Origin of the sequence: Dokdonella fugitiva, assembly GCF_014138265.1 — a bacterium.
Classification (GTDB): Bacteria; Pseudomonadota; Gammaproteobacteria; order Xanthomonadales; family Rhodanobacteraceae; genus Dokdonella_A; species Dokdonella_A fugitiva_A.
Window position 1 is genome coordinate 214,380 of the sequence record NZ_JACGXL010000001.1, and the last position, 16,246, is coordinate 230,625.

Consider the following 16,246-nt stretch of genomic DNA (forward strand, 5'->3'; position numbering starts at 1 on the left):
TGCTTCGGTCTGCGAATCGCCGGTCCATGGCGCCACGAGCGACCGCAGGTGGCGGTCGGCCATAACAATACTAGCCAGTTCTATATTTGACCGCAACCGGTCTGGCCACGCCCGTTCAGCGATAGTCGCGGTGGCACGCCTCGCATGCATTGGCGAGTGCCGTGAGCGCCTCGGACTGCAGCGGGCACGCCGCGCCCGCGTCCCAGGCGGCGACCGTCTTGCGGAAATCGGCGACGTACTGGCTCAGCACGCGATCCTGCGTGCCGGCAGCGAGCAGCGCGGGCTCGAGGTCGCCGGCGACGAGGCGCAAGTGGTCGGCCGCCAGCCGTTGCGTCGGTTGCGCGCAGCTGCCGTCCTTCGCCGCGGAGCGCGCCGCGCCGAGTTCGTGCTGCATCACGTTCATGAGCGCGCGTGGCCATGCGTTGCGGCGCTGCATCGCGCTCGAGAACATGCCGGCGACGATCGCGCCGGCGAACATGCCGACGACGAGGCAGATCAGATAGCGCATGGGTGTCAGCGGTCTCCGTTCGCGCGTTGCTTGAGGTTGGCGAGCAGCAGCGTGCCGAGGCCGAGCAGGATCTCGTCGACGAACGGGATGAAGTCGGGGATCAGCAGATCGGCGACGAACAGGCCGGCGGTGAACAGCGCGAGGCGCGGGAAACGCAGTCCTTCGGCCCAGCGCAGCAGCGGTCGCGTGATCGGGTTCGGCATGGACGTCTCCTCGGAAGTGTCGCACGCGGTCGGCGGTGGCGGGTCACGTTGCGACGTCGTGCCGCGGCGTCCCGGCGCGCGCCGCGGTCGAGCCGGTCGCGTGGCGATGATACGCTGCGCGCCCCATGGAACATTCCAACCTCGCGGAACGCTTCCGCGGCATCGATCGCCTGTACGGCGTCGGCAGCGTCGAACGCCTCGCGCGCACGCACGTCTGCGTGATCGGCATCGGCGGCGTCGGCTCGTGGGCGGTCGAAGCGCTCGCGCGCAGCGGCGTCGGCCGCCTCACGCTCATCGACGCCGACGAAGTCTGCATCAGCAACACCAACCGCCAGCTGCATGCGCTCGACGGCGAGTTCGGCAAGGCCAAGGTCGCGGTGATGGCCGAGCGCGCGCGCGCGATCCACCCGGGCATCGTGATCGACGCGATCGAGCAGTTCCTCACGCCGTCGAACCTGGTCGAACTGCTCGACCGCGACTACGACCTCGTCATCGATGCCTGCGATGCGTTCCGCGTCAAGGTCGAGACGATCGCGTGGTGCCGGCGGCGCAAGCTGCCGCTGATCACGATCGGCTCCGCCGGCGGCCGCACCGATCCCACGCTCGTGAGCGTGCGCGACCTGTCGAAGACCGAACACGATGCGATGCTCGCGCTCGTGCGCAAGAAGCTGCGCGAGGAGTTCAACTTCCCGCGTGGGCCGAAGCGCTATTTCGGCGTGCAGGCGATCTACTCGCGCGAGAACGTGCGCTACCCGCAGGCGGACGGCAGCGTCTGCGGCACGCGTCCTGCCGGCGGCGACACGCTCAAGCTGGACTGCGGCGGCGGCCTCGGCGCGGCGACGCACGTGACCGCGACGTTCGCGTTCGCGGCCGTGTCGCGCGCGCTCGCGCGGCTGCTCGCGCAGTCGGGCGCCGGATGATTCAGGTGGGCGGGAGTGCGAACAAGCGGCGAGCGTTCGCGGCCGTCGCACGGGCGATGTCGGCGACGTCGCCGCCCCGCAGCGCAGCGACCGTCGCGACGATCTCGCGAAGGTGTGCCGGTTCGTTGCGCTCGCCGCGATGCGTCGCGAGCGGCTGGTCCGGTGCGTCGGTTTCGAGCAGCAGGAATTCGATCGGCATCGTCGCGACGATGCCGCGCAGCTTGTTCGCGCGTTCATAGGTGACCGGTCCGCCGAGTCCGATCATGAAATCGAGGTTCCACAACTGGCGCGCCTGCTCGGCGCTGCCGGAAAAGCTGTGCACGACGCCGCGCAATCCGCCGATGCGGCGGATCGCCGCCACGACTTCGTCGACCGCGCGCCGCGCATGCACGATCACCGGCAGTTCGAACTCGCGCGCGAGCCCGAGCTGACCCGAGAAATAGCGGCGCTGTTCGTCCGCGTCGAGGCCTTCGACGAAGAAGTCGAGGCCACACTCACCGACCGCGACGGGGCGTTCGCGCTCGAGCCAGTCACGCAGCGCGCCGAGGTGGTCGGGCCGATGCTCGGCGAGGTACATTGGGTGCAGCCCGTAGGCCGCGTGCAGGTCCGCATGACCGGCACACAGTTCGCGCAGCTTGCCGAAGCCGGCCAGGGCGATCGCCGGGATCACCTGTGCGGCGACGCCGGCGGCGCGCGCGCGCGCGATGACCGCGTCGCGGTCGGCGTCGAATTCGGGAGCATCGAGATGACAGTGCGAATCGACGAGCACGATCAGCGCTGTGCCCCGGTCGCGCGCGGGCGCTGCAGCAGCTCGGACGGCCAGGCGTGGGTCGAGTGGCCGTCGCCGGTCTGCACGACGTCGTTCTGGTCGATGCCGTCCGCGCTCGTCGCTCCGGTGTGGCCGGGATCGAGCCAGTCGCGCAGGCGCGACGAGGCCGACGCGCCGTTCCATGCGACCGACAGCTTGCCGTAGCAGTCGAAGCCGTCGTTGGGTTGGCCCGGTGCGGCGTCGCTGCACGCCGCCGTTCCGCCGGAGAGCGTGCCGATCAGGTGGTGCGCGATCCCGCCGCTGCCGGCGACGGCGAACAGGCCGGAACCGGACGAGCCGCCTTCGGTCGTGCCCTGCGTGTACGGCCCGGTCATCCAGTGGGTGTTGGCCGTGGTCGTGGTCGCGATGCAGCTGTCCATCGTCGTCGGCGCGGGGCCCGCGGTGATCTTCTTCACGTCACCACTCGGATGGTGGATGCCGACCGTGCCGCCCGGTGCGGTGCCGGACGCGTCCCAGCCGGCGTAGTAGAGGTTCCAGGCCGTATCGGGCGTGCCGCCGAGCTCGACGAGCGTGAAGTCCACGTCCGCACGCGTCGCGCGCAGCGTCGCGCCGTGCTGGTCGTCGGCGAGGAAACCGCCCGCGGGTGCGGCGAGCACGCTGCACTGGGTCGACTGGTAGTTCCAGTAGACCACCATCGACTGCGCTTCCGAGGCGACCGACATGCAATGCGCCGCGGTGAGGAACAGATTGCGTCGAGCGTGCGGTACGTCGGTGACGAGCGTGCCGCTGCAGATGTAGTACTCGCCGTCGTCGGCGGCGACGTATTCGTAGTAGCCGACCGCGCGGATCTCGTCCGGATACGGTGCGCCGAGCGGGCAGGCGACGTTGACGTTGCACGCGCCCGACGCGCCGGGGCCGGTGTCCAGTGCCTGCTTGCGGCCGTACAGGTCGCGGAAGCCGGCCCCGACCGTGCCGAGTTCGAGCGCGGCTCCGTCGAGCGCCGCCCCGGCGGGCACGCGCACCTCGACCGTCGCGATGTCGCCGGGCACGACGGGTGCGTGGAACGTGCCGTTGCTCGCATCGGCGGCCGTGTACGGCCCTTGGTATTCGTCACCCGCACCGATCACGTACAGGGTCGCGCCGCGCGGCAGCGCGAAATGCGCGAAGGCGAGGCGAAGGTCGGTCGCGCCCGCGGCACGCACGCGTACGCGCCAGAGGCGCGAGCCGTCGTCGAGCGTGTCCCAGCGGCCATCGCGCTCGGGCGTGATCGACACCGGCTGCGCGTCCGCACTGCGCAGGCGTTTGCTGCCGGCCGCGCGCGTCGCGCGGTCGCTGTCGACGCGGCGGCGCATCGCGTCGATGCCGGGTACGTCGATGATCGCGACATCGACACCGGCCTTGGCCGGATGCGCGAGGCTGTAGGGCGGTTCGCCCTTGCGCGCCTCGCTCGTGGCGGCGCCGAGCAGCAACGCGACGCCGAGCACCCGGCGCATGAGCGGAAGCAAGCGATGAAGGTGGCGCATGGACTGCTCCCGCTGTTGCGATGGGCCAAGCATAAGCAGGTGAACGCTCCGCGGCGAGCGTCGAGGTGCGCGCGTCATCATTCGTTCAGCCGTTCGTGCGCGCGTTGCCTCGAACGGCGTCGCGGGTCAGAGGTGCAGCAGGCCGAAGAATGCGACGATCGCCACGAGCACGCCCGGTACCCAGGCGAGTGCGAGCAACGCACCCTTGCCGAAGCGCCGGTGACCGCTCCTGTACGCGACCGCGCTCGCCAACGCGAGCACGGCGACGGGCGTCGGCAGCACGATCGCCAGCAGCGTGTAGAACACGTGGTTGTCCGCACTCATGTGCGTCTGCATGATCGCGCTCATGAGCATGCCGAGCACGATCCAGCCGCCGAAGAGGATCGCCAGGCCGCAGCCGACGCCGGCACCGACCCGGCTCGTGTCGGGTGAGGGCGTCGAAGGAGCCGATGCATCGGGAATGGTCGTCGTCATGGAACCTCCTGTTCCTGATGCAGTACGCAGGATCGGCCGCGTCAGTGCCAACCGCCCGACGAGAGCAGCCCGAAACATGCCGCGACCAGCAGCAGCGCGACGGCGACGATCGTGCCGATGCCGAGCAGCACGCCGAGCGCGCTGCGCGGTCGGCCGTTCGCCGCGAACCAGACCATGAGGCCTATCATCCCCAGCCACGGCAGTGCGAGCAGCAGCGTGCCCGTGCCGGAATCGATGCCGTCGAAGGCGCTGAACGCACCGACGACGATCGCGTAACCGAAGATCAGTAGCGCCCAGGCGCAGGCGACGCCCGCCAGCAATGATCCACGCCCGGCGCGGACGTCGGCCGGTCGGTCCGGTATCCGCGGTGACGGATCGCTCATCGCGTTCCTCCTTCGCTCAGGGGTAGGTACCGCGTGCGCGTGCGCGCAGTCGCTCGAGCTGCTGCACGCGATCGTCGCGGTAGAACAGGTTGAACGTGTCGAACGGGATGAGCCGGCCGTCGGGTTGCGCGATGTGCACGCACGACTTCTTCACCGCGCGCAGGTCGAACGAATGCGCGTCGATGAACTGCATGATCAGCACGCGGAACACGTTGCGGTAGTTCCACTCCTGCGGCGCCTGCACCTGAGGCAGGCAGCACAGCAGGTCCGACAGCGAACACGCCTGCGATTCGGGCGAGTGGTTCGTCGCGAACAGCTCGAACACGTGCGCGCGCAGCGCCTCGTCGCGTTCGACCACGATCGTGTTGCGCCCCTTCGCGACGAGCGTCTCGGGTGACACGAAACGCGTGAGCGGCACGGTCGCGTCGCCGAGCTTGAGCGCGTACGCCATCGCGAGGCAGTCGGGATTGCACGGTACCGGGATGAGGTCGTCCGGCTCGAACACGCGCGTCTGCTCGAGGATGCACCGGCGCACTTCGGTGAGCGTGAGGCGATCGCGCGCGGGGTCGTAGTTCTCGAGTCGCCCGGCCGCCTGGATCGGTTGGAAGGTCACGCCGCGCACGCACGGCTGTCCCAGCGCGAACTCGACGATCGCGCCGAGTTCGTGGTCGTTGAGGCCCTTCTTCACGGTCACGACGAGCGTGGTCGAGATGTCGTGGTCGTTGAGTCGTTCGAGCGCGCGGCGGCGCACGTCGGCGAGCTTGGCGCCGCGCAGTTCCTGGTGCACCTCGTCGCGCAGCGAGTCGAACTGCAGGTAGAGCTCGAAGCCGGGCTCGTACTGCTTGAGGCGCGCGGCGAAATCGGCGTCGCGCGCGATGCGCAGGCCGTTGGTGTTGACCATCAGGTGGCGGATCGGGCGCCGGCGCGCGGCGTCGAGGATCGCGAAGAAATCCGGGTGCAGGGTCGGCTCGCCGCCGGAAATCTGCACGACGTCCGGCTCGCCCTCGTTCGCGACGACCGCGTCGAGCATGCGCTCGACCGTCGCGAGGTCGCGGTAGCCCGGTCGATGCGGTCCGGAGTCGGCGTAGCAGATCGGGCAGCGCAGGTTGCAGTGGTCGGTGATCTCGACCAGCGACAGGCAACTGTGCTGCATGTGCTCGGGGCAGAGCCCGCAGTCGTACGGGCAGCCCCAGTGCTGGGCGGTGTTGAAGCGGCGCGGCATCTCCGGTGCCTTGATGAACACCTCGCGCGCCTTGCGGTAGTACGCCGCGTCGTCGGCGATGAGCACGCGTTCGCGGCCGTGCTCCGGGCACCACTTCTCGAGGAAGACCTGCTCGTCCTTGATCAGCACCTTCGCTTCGATGCGCGCGAGGCAAGTCGAGCAGATCGACACCGCGCTGTCGTAGAACAGGTACGGTCTCAGCTTCGCGCCCACAGGCCCCTTCCCAGTCGCGGCAGGTCGCGACAGTAGTAGCACAGGCCGGCGACGCAGAGCAGCTGGATGCCCGACAACCCGCCCGGATACGCGTACGGCACCGGCTTGATCGCGTCGACGAACAGGCGGAACGCGAGGTAGGCGACCATGAACGCGCGGAAGCGGTCGCCCGCGCGCACGAAGGCGTTGCGCCGCGCGTGCAGCACGAGGCCGAGGGCGAGCAGGAACGCGAGCTCGTAGAGCTGGGTCGGATGACGCGGAATGCCGTCGCCGAAGTCGACCGCCCACGGCAGCGTGCTCGGGTTGCCGTAGGTATGGTCAGCGAGGCCGGACAGGTAGCAGCCGATGCGGCCGATCGCGATGCCGACGAGCAACGGCAGTGCGAATGCGTCGCCGCTCGAGCCCTGTGCGCCGACGATGCGCTTGACGAGTTCGACGCCGACGAGTCCTCCGAGCAGCGCGCCGACGATGGTCTTGCCTTCGAGCAGGCGGCGCGCGTCGGGGAAGCCCGCGAACGCGGCGAGCGGGTCCTCGATCCAGTAGCCGAGCTTGGCGCCGATCGCCGCGCCGGCGATCGCCGCAAACGCGATCCAGACGCTGCGGTCGGTGTCGGCGAGCACGGGCAGCGCGAGTCGTCGGCGCTCGCGCACGAACAGGCGGAAGCCGACGAAGTAGGCGGACGCTTCGACGACCGTGTGCAGGCCGGCCGCTTCCATGCGCGGCGCGTCAGTCGCGATGCGCGGCGTTGCGGTCGCGGCCAGCACCGAGGCGCCGGTCGATGCCGCCGAACAGCTTCTTGAACAGGCGCGACAGCTTGCCGCGCTGCGTCTTGCGCAGCTTTTCTTCTTCGCTCGTGAGCCAAGCGACCTGGATCACGCGACGCTCGCCCTCGTGCGGCAGGTGGCCGTGGAAGGAATTGTCGGCACGACGGAACGCGACGAGGTGGCCGTACAGCGGGCGCACCTCGGGTACGACGAGGTCGTCGATGTCGTCGATGCGGTTGAGGAAGCGGAAGCAGCCCTCGCTGATGTCCGGCCAGCTTTCGTTCAGGTAGACGAGGGCGGTCACGACCTTCGAGCGGCTGTCGGTATGGATCGTGCCGTGGCGCTTGTTCAGCGAGCGGCAGATCGTCACGAGGTGCGGCTTGTCGCCGAGGTCGGGGATGCCGAGGCGCGCGCCGATCGCATTCGCGAACGCGGGCGCGGTGAGGTCGTCGACCAGGCGGTTCACGCTCGGCCCGCAATCGCGGGCTTCGTGCGGGAAGAATCCTGCGTTCGGATAGCGCGGGAAGTCGCGCGCGAGTTCCGCCGCCGCCGCTGCCGGCAGCTGTCCACGCGCGATCAGGAACGGGAACGGCTGGTCGCGGACGAGGGTGTCGGCGTGGTCGAGGCGCCGCGGCTCGAGCAGGCTGTCGGCCGCGGGGTCGTTCAGGGTTTCGGCGGCTGCGTTCATGCGGTCAGGGAAGTCGGAACGGCGCCACGGATTGTAGTGCCGCGGCCGTCGCGCAGGTGGACAGGGGAGCGCGCGACCCCTAGAATTTGTGCTCGCCTTGATTCCTCACCACGCCCCACGGACCGGCACGTGCCAGCCCGCGGGTGCTGTCGCACCCGGTGTCGACGCGGTGACGACACCTTTCCCTCATCCTTGGGCGAACGCATGACGATTCCAGCTCTCCTCGCACTCGCCGACGGCAACATCTTCCGCGGCATTTCCATCGGCGCGGAGGGGCGGACCAGTGGCGAAGTCGTGTTCAACACGGCGATGACCGGCTACCAGGAGATCCTCACCGATCCCTCGTACGCGCAGCAGATCGTCACGCTGACCTATCCGCACATCGGCAACACCGGCTGCAACGCCGAGGACGGCGAATCGCCGCGCGTGCACGCGGCCGGCCTGGTCATCCGCGACCTGCCGCTCGCGGCGAGCAACTGGCGCTCGCAGGAACCGCTCGACGCGTACCTCGAGCGCAACGGCATCGTCGCGATCGCGGAGATCGACACGCGCCGCCTGACCCGCATCCTGCGCGACAGCGGTGCACAGAACGGCTGCATTCTCGCCGGCGCGCACGCGTCCGACGAGGATGCGCTCGCCGCGGCACGCGCGTTCCCCGGACTCAAGGGCGCCGATCTCGCCAAGGTCGTGTCCGTGCGCGAGCGCCACGCGTGGCGCGCCGGCAGCTACGATCTCGACAAGGCTGCTTTCACGCAACCGGGCACGCGCTTCCGCGTCGTCGCGTACGACTTCGGCGTCAAGCAGAACATCCTGCGCATGCTCGCCGACCGCGGCTGCGAGATCACCGTGGTGCCGGCGCAGACGCCGGCGAGCGAAGTCTTCGCGCTGCGCCCGGACGGCGTGTTCCTGTCCAACGGCCCGGGCGACCCGGAGCCGTGCGACTACGCGATCGCCGCGATCCGCGAATTCATCCGCGCGAAGGTGCCGACCTTCGGCATCTGCCTCGGCCACCAGCTGCTCGGCCTCGCGGTCGGCGCGCGCACGTTGAAGATGAAGTTCGGTCACCACGGCGCGAACCATCCGGTGATCGACCTCGATACCGGTCGCGTGATGATCTCGAGCCAGAACCACGGCTTCGCGGTCGACGAGGCAACGCTGCCGGCGAACGCGCGGGCGACGCATCGCTCGCTGTTCGACGGTTCGCTGCAAGGCATTGCGCTGGCCGATGCGCCGGCGTTCGGCTTCCAGGGGCACCCGGAAGCAAGTCCCGGCCCGCACGACGTGGCCGGTTTGTTCGATCGGTTCATCCACCTCATGGAGGCGCGCGCGGCTGCCGCGGCGTAGACGACATGCTCAAGCATCGTTCCCTGACCTGTGCTCTCGTGGCTGCCGTGACCCTGTTCGGCGCCGACGTCGCGCTCGCGCGCAAGCCGCACCACGCCACCGCGCAGAAGGACCCGGCGCCCGTCGCCGAGGCGGCCAAGCCTCAGCCGACCGGCAAGCTCGTCGAGTACGCCGAACTCGAACAGCACGTCGGCAGCGACATCATCGTCGAGACCACGCTACACACGGTCCGCCGCGGCAAGCTGATCAAGTACACGAACCCGGGCCTGACCATCCAGCTCGGTCCGGAACACGGCGGCGTCGAACTGTCGGTTCCGCGCGAAACGGTGCGCAACGTGAGCCTCGTCATCGAGCCGGCGCCGGACGCGGAGAAGCCCGCCGAGGCCGCCAAGCCCGCGGATGCGGGCAAGCCGGCGCAGCCGCAGAACACGGGTGCGGGCAGTGCCAAGAAGAACTGACCTCCGTTCGATCCTCATCATCGGCGCGGGCCCGATCGTCATCGGTCAGGCCTGCGAGTTCGACTATTCCGGCGCGCAGGCGTGCAAGGCGCTCAAGGAAGAGGGCTATCGCGTCGTCCTCGTCAACTCGAACCCGGCGACGATCATGACGGACCCCGGCACGGCCGACGCGGTCTACATCGAGCCGATCAACTGGAAGACGGTCGAGAAGATCATCGCCAAGGAGCGCCCGGACGCGCTGCTGCCGACGATGGGCGGACAGACCGCGCTCAACTGCGCGCTCGACCTCGCCGACCACGGCGTGCTCGAGAAGTACGGGGTCAAGCTCATCGGCGCATCGCGCGAGGCGATCCGCATGGCCGAGGATCGCGAGCTGTTCCGCGTCGCGATGGCCCAGATCGGCCTCGAGTGCCCGAAGGCCGAGGTCGCGCGCACGTTCGAACAGGCGGTCGAGATCCAGGCCAAGGTCGGCTATCCGACGATCATCCGCCCGAGCTTCACGCTCGGCGGCAGCGGCGGCGGCATCGCCTACAACCGCGAGGAATTCGAAGAGATCGTCAAGCGTGGCCTCGACCTTTCGCCCGTGCACGAAGTGCTCGTCGAGGAGTCCGTGCTCGGCTGGAAGGAGTTCGAGATGGAAGTGGTCCGCGACACCGCGGACAACTGCATCATCGTCTGCTCGATCGAGAACCTCGATCCGATGGGCGTGCACACCGGCGACTCGATCACCGTCGCGCCGGCGCAGACGCTCACCGACAAGGAATACCAGCGCCTGCGCGACGCCTCGATCGCGGTGCTGCGCAAGATCGGCGTCGACACCGGTGGTTCGAACGTGCAGTTCGGCATCAACGCGCAGGACGGCCGCGTCGTCGTCATCGAGATGAATCCGCGCGTGTCGCGCTCGTCCGCGCTCGCCTCGAAGGCGACCGGTTTCCCGATCGCCAAGGTCGCGGCGAAGCTCGCGGTCGGCTACACGCTCGACGAACTCAGGAACGACATCACCGGCGGCAAGACGCCGGCGTCGTTCGAACCCGCGATCGACTACGTCGTCACGAAGATCCCGCGCTTCGCCTTCGAGAAGTTCCCGGCCGCCGACGCGCGCCTGACCACGCAGATGAAGTCGGTCGGCGAGGTCATGGCGATCGGCCGCACATTCCAGGAATCGCTGCAGAAGGCGCTGCGCGGCCTCGAAACCGGCAAGAACGGCCTCAATCCGAGCAAGCTCGAACTGGGCACGCCGGACGGGCTCTCCGCGCTCAAGCGCGAGCTGAAGGAACCTGGCCCGGACCGCGTGTTCTACGTCGCCGACGCGTTCCGCGCCGGCCTGTCGCAGGCGGACGTGTTCGCGCTCACCCACATCGATCCGTGGTTCCTCGTGCAGATCGAGGATCTCGTGAAGCTCGAAGGCGAGATCAAGGTCGGCGGCCTCGCGGCGCTCGACGCCGCGCGCATGCGCCGGCTCAAGCGCAAGGGCTTTTCCGATGCGCGCCTCGCCGAACTCGTCGGTACCGACGAGAACGCGGTGCGCGCGCTGCGCCGCGCGTTCAACGTGCGCCCGGTATACAAGCGCGTCGACTCCTGCGCGGCGGAATTCGCCACGACCACCGCCTACATGTACTCGACCTACGAGGAAGAGTGCGAGGCCGAACCGAGCGCACGCGACAAGATCGTCGTGCTCGGCGGTGGCCCGAACCGCATCGGCCAGGGCATCGAGTTCGACTACTGCTGCGTGCACGCCGCGCTCGCCCTGCGCGAGGACGGCTACGAAACGATCATGGTCAACTGCAACCCGGAGACGGTATCGACCGACTACGACACGTCCGACCGGTTGTACTTCGAGCCGCTCACGCTCGAGGACGTGCTCGAGATCATCGACAAGGAAAAGCCGAAGGGCGTGATCGTGCAGTACGGCGGGCAGACCCCGCTCAAGCTCGCGCGCGCGCTCGAGGCGGCCGGCGCGCCGATCATCGGGACGAGTCCGGACAGCATCGACCTCGCCGAAGACCGCGAGCGTTTCCAGAAGCTCATCGAGAAGCTCGGCCTGCGCCAGCCGCCGAACCGGACCGCACGCAGCGCCGACGAAGCGCTCGCGCTCGCGCGCGAGATCGGCTACCCGCTGGTCGTGCGCCCGAGCTACGTGCTCGGCGGCCGCGCGATGGAGATCGTGCACGACGACGCCGACCTTGAGCGCTACATCCGCGAAGCAGTGCGCGTGTCCGACGCCTCGCCGGTGCTGCTCGACCGCTTCCTCGACCACGCCGGCGAAGTCGACGTCGACGTCGTCGTCGATGCCGGCGGCCAGGTGTTGATCGGCGGCGTGATGGAGCACATCGAGGAAGCCGGCGTGCATTCGGGCGATTCGTCGTGCTCGCTGCCGCCGTACTCACTGTCGGCCGCGACGCAGGACGAGTTGCGTCGCCAGGTCGGCCTGCTCGCGCGTGAGTTGAAGGTGGTCGGCCTCATGAACACGCAGTTCGCGATCCAGTCGGACGGCAACGGCGGCGACACGATCTACATCCTGGAGGTGAACCCGCGCGCATCGCGCACGGTGCCGTTCGTCGCAAAGGCGACCGGCGTCGCGCTCGCGAAGATCGCTGCGCGCTGCATGGTCGGCCAGACGCTCGCGGCGCAAGGCGCCACGCGCGAAGTCGTGCCCGACTACTACTCGGTCAAGGAAGCGATCTTCCCGTTCCTCAAGTTCCAGAACGTCGACCCGATCCTCGGCCCCGAGATGCGCTCGACCGGCGAGGTCATGGGCGTGGGCCGCAGCTTCGGCGCCGCGTTCGCGCGCGCACACGAGGCGGCCGGCATCGCCGCGCCGGCGGCGGGCAAGGCGTTCCTGTCGGTGCGCGACGCCGACAAGCGGCGCCTGCTCGAGGTCGCGCGCGACCTGATCCGGCGCGGCTTCGGCCTCGTCGCGACGGGCGGCACGCACGCTTACCTCAGCGAACAGGGCATCGCCTGCGAGCGCATCAACAAGGTGCTCGAGGGACGCCCGCACGTCGTCGACCTGATCAAGAACGGCGAGATCGCGTTCATCGTGAACACCACCGAGGGCAAGCAGGCGATCGCCGACTCGTTCTCGATCCGCCGCGAAGCGCTGCAGCAGCGCGTGACCTATTCGACCACCGTCAGCGGTGCGAAGGCACTGCTGCACTCGCTCGATTTCCGCGACAGCACCGACGTGAACAGCCTGCAGGAATTGCACAAGGAACTCGCATGAAGCGACCGCCGATGACGAAGAAGGGCGCCGACCGCCTGCGCACCGAACTGGACCGCCTGAAGTCGGAAGAGCGACCGCGCATCATCGCAGCGATCGCCGAGGCGCGCGCGCACGGCGACCTCAAGGAGAACGCCGAGTACCACGCCGCGCGCGAGATGCAGGGCTTCATCGAAGGACGCATCCAGGAACTCGAAGGCACGCTGTCGCACGCCGAAGTCATCGACGTGACTCGCCTCAACGCCGGCACGCGCATCGTGTTCGGTGCGACCGTCGACCTCTCCGACGAGGATTCCGGCGAGGAGATCAGTTACCAGATCGTCGGCGACCTCGAAGCCGACATCAAGCAGCGCCTGATCTCGGTATCGTCGCCGTTCGCGCGCGCGCTGATCGGCAAGAGCGAAGGCGACAGCTTCGAATTCCAGGCGCCGAACGGCACGCGCAACTACGAAATCACCGGCGTACGCTACGAGGACTGAACGCGCGCCGCCGCGATGAAGCCGATCGTGATCCGCCGCCGCTCGGCGGCGACGCGCGACGACTGGCCGGTCGACCTGCACCCGCTCGTCGCGCGCGTGTACGCCGCGCGCGGCGTCGCCGCCGCGGAGGCCGGTCCCCAACGCCTCTCCGACCTGCTCGCACCCGCTGCGCTCGGTGGCGTCGCGCAAGCGTGCGACCTGCTCGCCGACGCGATCGCGCACGACTGGCGCATCTGCATCGTCGGCGACTTCGATGCCGACGGCGCCACCGGCACCGCGGTCGCCGTGCGCGGTCTGCGCCTGCTCGGCGCGCGCGACGTCTGCTACCGCGTGCCGAATCGCATGGTCGACGGCTACGGCCTCGGTGTCGGCCTCGTCGATGCGCTCGCCGACATCGGGCCCGATCTCGTCGTCACGGTCGACAACGGCATCGCGAGTCATGCCGGCGTCGCCGCCGCGCGCGCACGCGGCATGCGCGTGATCGTGACCGATCATCATCTTCCCGGCCCGACGCTGCCGCCGGCCGACGCGATCGTCAATCCCAACGCGATCGCGCTCGCCGCGTGCCCGCATGCGAGCCCGCCGTGCGCGGACTGTGCCAGCGCCGGCGCGCGTGCGAGCGGCCTCGCCGGCGTTGGCGTGATGTTCTACCTGCTGCTCGCGCTGCGTGCGCGGCTTTTTCCAGGTGATGCGGCCGCGCGTCCCGATCTCGCCTCGCTGCTCGACCTCGTCGCGCTCGGCACGGTTGCCGATCTCGTGCCGCTCGATGCGAACAACCGCATCCTCGTCGCGGCGGGGCTGCACCGGATCCGCAGCGGGCGCGCCTCCGCGGGTGTCGCGGCGCTCTATCGCGCCGCCGGCCGCGATCCGCAGCGCGCGGTCGCGGCCGACCTCGGCTACGCGCTCGGACCACGCATCAACGCGGCGGGGCGCCTCGAGGATATGAGCCTCGGCATCGAATGCCTGCTCAGCGACGACGCCGACGTCGCGTACGGGCTCGCCGAGCGGTTGTCGGCGATTAACGCGGAACGGCGCGAACTGCAGGCGGCGATGGTCGAGCAGGGCGAAGCGATGCTCGCGCGCTTCGTCGAGCGCTACCGCGACGACGCGCTGCCGTGCGGCATCGTGCTGCACGAGGCCGACTGGCATCCGGGCGTGGTCGGCCTGGTCGCGTCCAAACTCAAGGAACGGTTGAACCGTCCGGTCGTCGCGTTCGCGTGCGCGGATGGAAGCGGTGCCGAACTGCGCGGTTCCGCGCGCTCGATCGCCGGCTTCCACCTGCGCGACGCGCTCGCCGAGGTCGACGCCGCGCATCCGGGCCTGATCGGTCGGTTCGGCGGCCATGCGATGGCTGCGGGACTGAGCCTGCCCGCGGCGAACCTCGCGACGTTCGCGGCCGAGTTCGATGCGGTTGCGCGCCGCCGCCTCGACGCGGCCCAGCTCGAACGCTGCCTGTGGAGCGACGGCGAACTCGCCGCGCACGAGTTCACCGCCGACAACGCGCGTGCATTGCGCTACGCGGCACCTTGGGGGCAGGCGTTCCCGGAACCCGCGTTCGACAACGTGTTCGCGGTCGAATCCTGGCGCGCGGTCGGCGAGAAGCACCTGCGCATGCAGCTGCGACCGGAGCAGGGCGGCGACACGATCGAGGCGATCCTGTTCGACGCCGCCGACGCTATGCCGCCGCCGTCGCGCGTGCATGCGCTGTTCCAGCTCGATCTCAACGACTGGAACGGGCGAGAGCGTCTGCAGCTGCTCGTGCGGCATCTCGAACCCGCGTAGGACGGGTCGAGCGGGCAGCGCGAGTCCCGTCGCAGGCCCGGGCGACGCGCCGGTTCGTCATCGGCGTCGGCGGCACGCGCTTTGCGCGTAGGGTCCTGAGATTCCAGGCTCCGAGCCCTTTTGCTACGATGCGCGATTCCGCTTTCCGGACCACACACATGATCGAAACCAATCCGATCCATGCGCGCATCGCCGATCTCAAGGATCGCGTGGCGTCGCTCAGGGGGTATCTTTGACTTCGATGCCAAGGCCGAACGGCTCGAAGAAGTAACGCGCGAACTCGAAAGCCCCGACGTCTGGGACAACCCGCAGCGCGCGCAGGACCTCGGCAAGGAACGCGCGAGCCTAGAGCGCATCGTCGGCGGCATCCGCAGCCTCACCGACAGCCTCGGCGAAGCCGGCGACCTGCTCGACCTCGCGATCGCCGAGAGCGACGAAGGCACGGCGATCGCGGTGTCCGACGACGTCGAAGCGTTGACCACCAAGGTCGAGAAGCTCGAGTTCCAGCGCATGTTCTCCGGAGAGATGGACGGCGCCAACGCGTTCGTCGACATCCAGGCCGGCGCGGGCGGCACCGAGGCGCAGGACTGGGCCGAGATGCTGCTGCGCATGTACCTGCGCTGGGCCGAAGCGAAGGGCTGGAAGACCGAGCTGCTCGAAGCGAGCGCGGGCGAAGTCGCCGGCATCAAGAGCGCGACGTTCCGCGTCGAGGGCGACTACGCCTACGGCTGGCTGAAGACCGAGATCGGCGTGCACCGCCTCGTGCGCAAGTCGCCGTTCGACTCCGACAACCGCCGCCACACGAGCTTCACCTCGGTGTTCGTTTCGCCCGAAGTCGACGACGACATCGACATCGAGATCAACCCGGCGGACCTCAAGACCGACGTCTACCGTTCGTCCGGCGCCGGTGGCCAGCACGTCAACAAGACCGAGTCGGCGGTGCGCATCACGCACGTGCCGAGCGGCGTCGTCGTCGCCTGCCAGACCGAGCGCAGCCAGCATGCGAACCGCGACCGCGCGATGAAGATGCTGAAGGCGAAGCTGTACGAGATCGAGTTGCAGAAGCGCAATGCCGAGAAGGACGCGCTCGAGGCGACCAAGTCCGACATCGGCTGGGGCAGCCAGATCCGCAACTACGTGCTCGACCAGAGCCGCATCAAGGACCTGCGCACCGGCATCGAACGCAGCGACACGCAGAAGGTGCTCGACGGCGACCTCGACGAGTTCATCGAGGGCAGCCTCAAGGCCGGCCTCGAGGCGGGCGCGAAACGCATCGACGCCTGAGGCTAATTGCGC

The 16,246-nt window shown here is 69.1% G+C and carries 16 protein-coding genes; 7 read left to right on the plus strand and 9 right to left on the minus strand.

All coding sequences use genetic code 11. The features are described from left to right. Positions 1–115: 115 nt before the first annotated feature. Both FHW12_RS00960 and FHW12_RS00965 read right to left on the minus strand, forming a co-directional pair. Positions 116–508: a hypothetical protein gene (locus FHW12_RS00960; protein ID WP_182529121.1), complete on the minus strand. Its 393-nt coding sequence runs from the start codon at positions 506–508 to the stop codon at positions 116–118. Between the two features lie 5 nt (positions 509–513). After that, positions 514–711, minus strand: a complete 198-nt coding sequence (locus tag FHW12_RS00965) for a DUF6116 family protein (protein WP_182529122.1) — start codon at positions 709–711, stop codon at positions 514–516. Positions 712–836: 125 nt separating this feature from the next. On the opposite strand from FHW12_RS00965, the gene tcdA reads away from it, so the two are divergent. Continuing rightward, on the plus strand, positions 837–1,631 hold the full coding sequence (gene tcdA / locus FHW12_RS00970; protein WP_182529123.1) for a tRNA cyclic N6-threonylcarbamoyladenosine(37) synthase TcdA: 795 nt from the start codon (positions 837–839) through the stop codon (positions 1,629–1,631). 1 nt (position 1,632) lies between these two features. Here the strand turns inward: tcdA and FHW12_RS00975 are convergent, their stop codons facing one another. The 7 genes from FHW12_RS00975 to FHW12_RS01005 form a co-directional block, all read right to left on the minus strand. Next, positions 1,633–2,406 (minus strand): TatD family hydrolase, encoded by a 774-nt coding sequence (locus FHW12_RS00975; protein WP_182530099.1) that lies wholly within the window; start codon positions 2,404–2,406, stop codon positions 1,633–1,635. Beyond that, positions 2,403–3,923: a trypsin-like serine peptidase gene (locus tag FHW12_RS00980; protein WP_182529124.1), complete on the minus strand. Its 1,521-nt coding sequence runs from the start codon at positions 3,921–3,923 to the stop codon at positions 2,403–2,405. Before FHW12_RS00980 ends, FHW12_RS00975 begins: the two co-directional genes overlap by 4 nt. A 126-nt stretch (positions 3,924–4,049) precedes the next feature. Continuing rightward, positions 4,050–4,397, minus strand: coding sequence for a hypothetical protein (locus FHW12_RS00985; RefSeq protein WP_182529125.1), 348 nt, complete (start codon positions 4,395–4,397; stop codon positions 4,050–4,052). A 41-nt stretch (positions 4,398–4,438) separates the two neighbouring features. Then, on the minus strand, positions 4,439–4,780 hold the full coding sequence (locus FHW12_RS00990) for a hypothetical protein (RefSeq protein ID WP_182529126.1): 342 nt from the start codon (positions 4,778–4,780) through the stop codon (positions 4,439–4,441). A 16-nt stretch (positions 4,781–4,796) separates the two neighbouring features. Beyond that, complete coding sequence (locus FHW12_RS00995; RefSeq protein ID WP_182529127.1) at positions 4,797–6,215, minus strand: radical SAM protein; 1,419 nt, start codon at positions 6,213–6,215, stop codon at positions 4,797–4,799. Next, the gene (locus FHW12_RS01000) at positions 6,200–6,931 is read right to left on the minus strand and encodes a prolipoprotein diacylglyceryl transferase (protein WP_182529128.1); all 732 of its coding nucleotides are present in this window, start codon (positions 6,929–6,931) and stop codon (positions 6,200–6,202) included. The genes FHW12_RS00995 and FHW12_RS01000 overlap by 16 nt, the downstream gene beginning before the upstream one ends. A gap of 10 nt (positions 6,932–6,941) precedes the next feature. Continuing rightward, a complete protein-coding gene (locus FHW12_RS01005; protein ID WP_182529129.1) occupies positions 6,942–7,667 on the minus strand; it encodes a 2OG-Fe(II) oxygenase in 726 nt (241 codons plus the stop codon). Positions 7,668–7,871: 204 nt separating this feature from the next. Here FHW12_RS01005 and carA point away from each other — a divergent pair, with 204 nt between their 5' ends. The 6 genes from carA to prfB all read left to right on the plus strand — a co-directional run bounded on the left by carA (position 7,872) and on the right by prfB (position 16,234). Further along, the gene (gene carA / locus FHW12_RS01010; protein WP_182529130.1) at positions 7,872–9,011 is read left to right on the plus strand and encodes a glutamine-hydrolyzing carbamoyl-phosphate synthase small subunit; all 1,140 of its coding nucleotides are present in this window, start codon (positions 7,872–7,874) and stop codon (positions 9,009–9,011) included. A 5-nt stretch (positions 9,012–9,016) separates the two neighbouring features. After that, positions 9,017–9,469, plus strand: coding sequence for a hypothetical protein (locus tag FHW12_RS01015; protein WP_182529131.1), 453 nt, complete (start codon positions 9,017–9,019; stop codon positions 9,467–9,469). Beyond that, positions 9,453–12,692 carry a carbamoyl-phosphate synthase large subunit gene (carB, locus tag FHW12_RS01020; RefSeq protein WP_182529132.1) on the plus strand — a complete coding sequence of 1,080 codons (3,240 nt, stop codon included), beginning with the start codon at positions 9,453–9,455 and terminating at the stop codon, positions 12,690–12,692. The genes FHW12_RS01015 and carB overlap by 17 nt, the downstream gene beginning before the upstream one ends. Then, positions 12,689–13,168, plus strand: a complete 480-nt coding sequence (gene greA / locus FHW12_RS01025; RefSeq protein WP_182529133.1) for a transcription elongation factor GreA — start codon at positions 12,689–12,691, stop codon at positions 13,166–13,168. Before carB ends, greA begins: the two co-directional genes overlap by 4 nt. 15 nt (positions 13,169–13,183) lie before the next feature. Continuing rightward, a complete protein-coding gene (gene recJ, locus FHW12_RS01030) occupies positions 13,184–14,950 on the plus strand; it encodes a single-stranded-DNA-specific exonuclease RecJ (RefSeq protein ID WP_182529134.1) in 1,767 nt (588 codons plus the stop codon). Positions 14,951–15,130: 180 nt separating this feature from the next. Further along, positions 15,131–16,234 (plus strand): peptide chain release factor 2, encoded by a 1,104-nt coding sequence (gene prfB, locus FHW12_RS01035; protein ID WP_182529135.1) that lies wholly within the window; start codon positions 15,131–15,133, stop codon positions 16,232–16,234. The last annotated feature ends 12 nt before the right edge of the window (positions 16,235–16,246 follow it).

What these genes read in the sequence shown, in the direction of transcription:
- FHW12_RS01015 (WP_182529131.1), top strand. Translation starts at nt 9,017, where the DNA reads ATGCTCAAGCATCGTTCCCTGACCTGTGCTCTCGTGGCTGCCGTGACC.
- tcdA (WP_182529123.1), top strand. Translation starts at nt 837, where the DNA reads ATGGAACATTCCAACCTCGCGGAACGCTTCCGCGGCATCGATCGCCTG.
- FHW12_RS01000 (WP_182529128.1), bottom strand. Translation starts at nt 6,931, where the DNA reads ATGGAAGCGGCCGGCCTGCACACGGTCGTCGAAGCGTCCGCCTACTTC.
- FHW12_RS00985 (WP_182529125.1), bottom strand. Translation starts at nt 4,397, where the DNA reads ATGACGACGACCATTCCCGATGCATCGGCTCCTTCGACGCCCTCACCC.
- FHW12_RS00990 (WP_182529126.1), bottom strand. Translation starts at nt 4,780, where the DNA reads ATGAGCGATCCGTCACCGCGGATACCGGACCGACCGGCCGACGTCCGC.
- FHW12_RS01005 (WP_182529129.1), bottom strand. Translation starts at nt 7,667, where the DNA reads ATGAACGCAGCCGCCGAAACCCTGAACGACCCCGCGGCCGACAGCCTG.
- greA (WP_182529133.1), top strand. Translation starts at nt 12,689, where the DNA reads ATGAAGCGACCGCCGATGACGAAGAAGGGCGCCGACCGCCTGCGCACC.
- prfB (WP_182529135.1), top strand. Translation starts at nt 15,131, where the DNA reads ATGCGCGCATCGCCGATCTCAAGGATCGCGTGGCGTCGCTCAGGGGGT.
- FHW12_RS00980 (WP_182529124.1), bottom strand. Translation starts at nt 3,923, where the DNA reads ATGCGCCACCTTCATCGCTTGCTTCCGCTCATGCGCCGGGTGCTCGGC.
- FHW12_RS00960 (WP_182529121.1), bottom strand. Translation starts at nt 508, where the DNA reads ATGCGCTATCTGATCTGCCTCGTCGTCGGCATGTTCGCCGGCGCGATC.
- FHW12_RS00965 (WP_182529122.1), bottom strand. Translation starts at nt 711, where the DNA reads ATGCCGAACCCGATCACGCGACCGCTGCTGCGCTGGGCCGAAGGACTG.
- recJ (WP_182529134.1), top strand. Translation starts at nt 13,184, where the DNA reads ATGAAGCCGATCGTGATCCGCCGCCGCTCGGCGGCGACGCGCGACGAC.
- carA (WP_182529130.1), top strand. Translation starts at nt 7,872, where the DNA reads ATGACGATTCCAGCTCTCCTCGCACTCGCCGACGGCAACATCTTCCGC.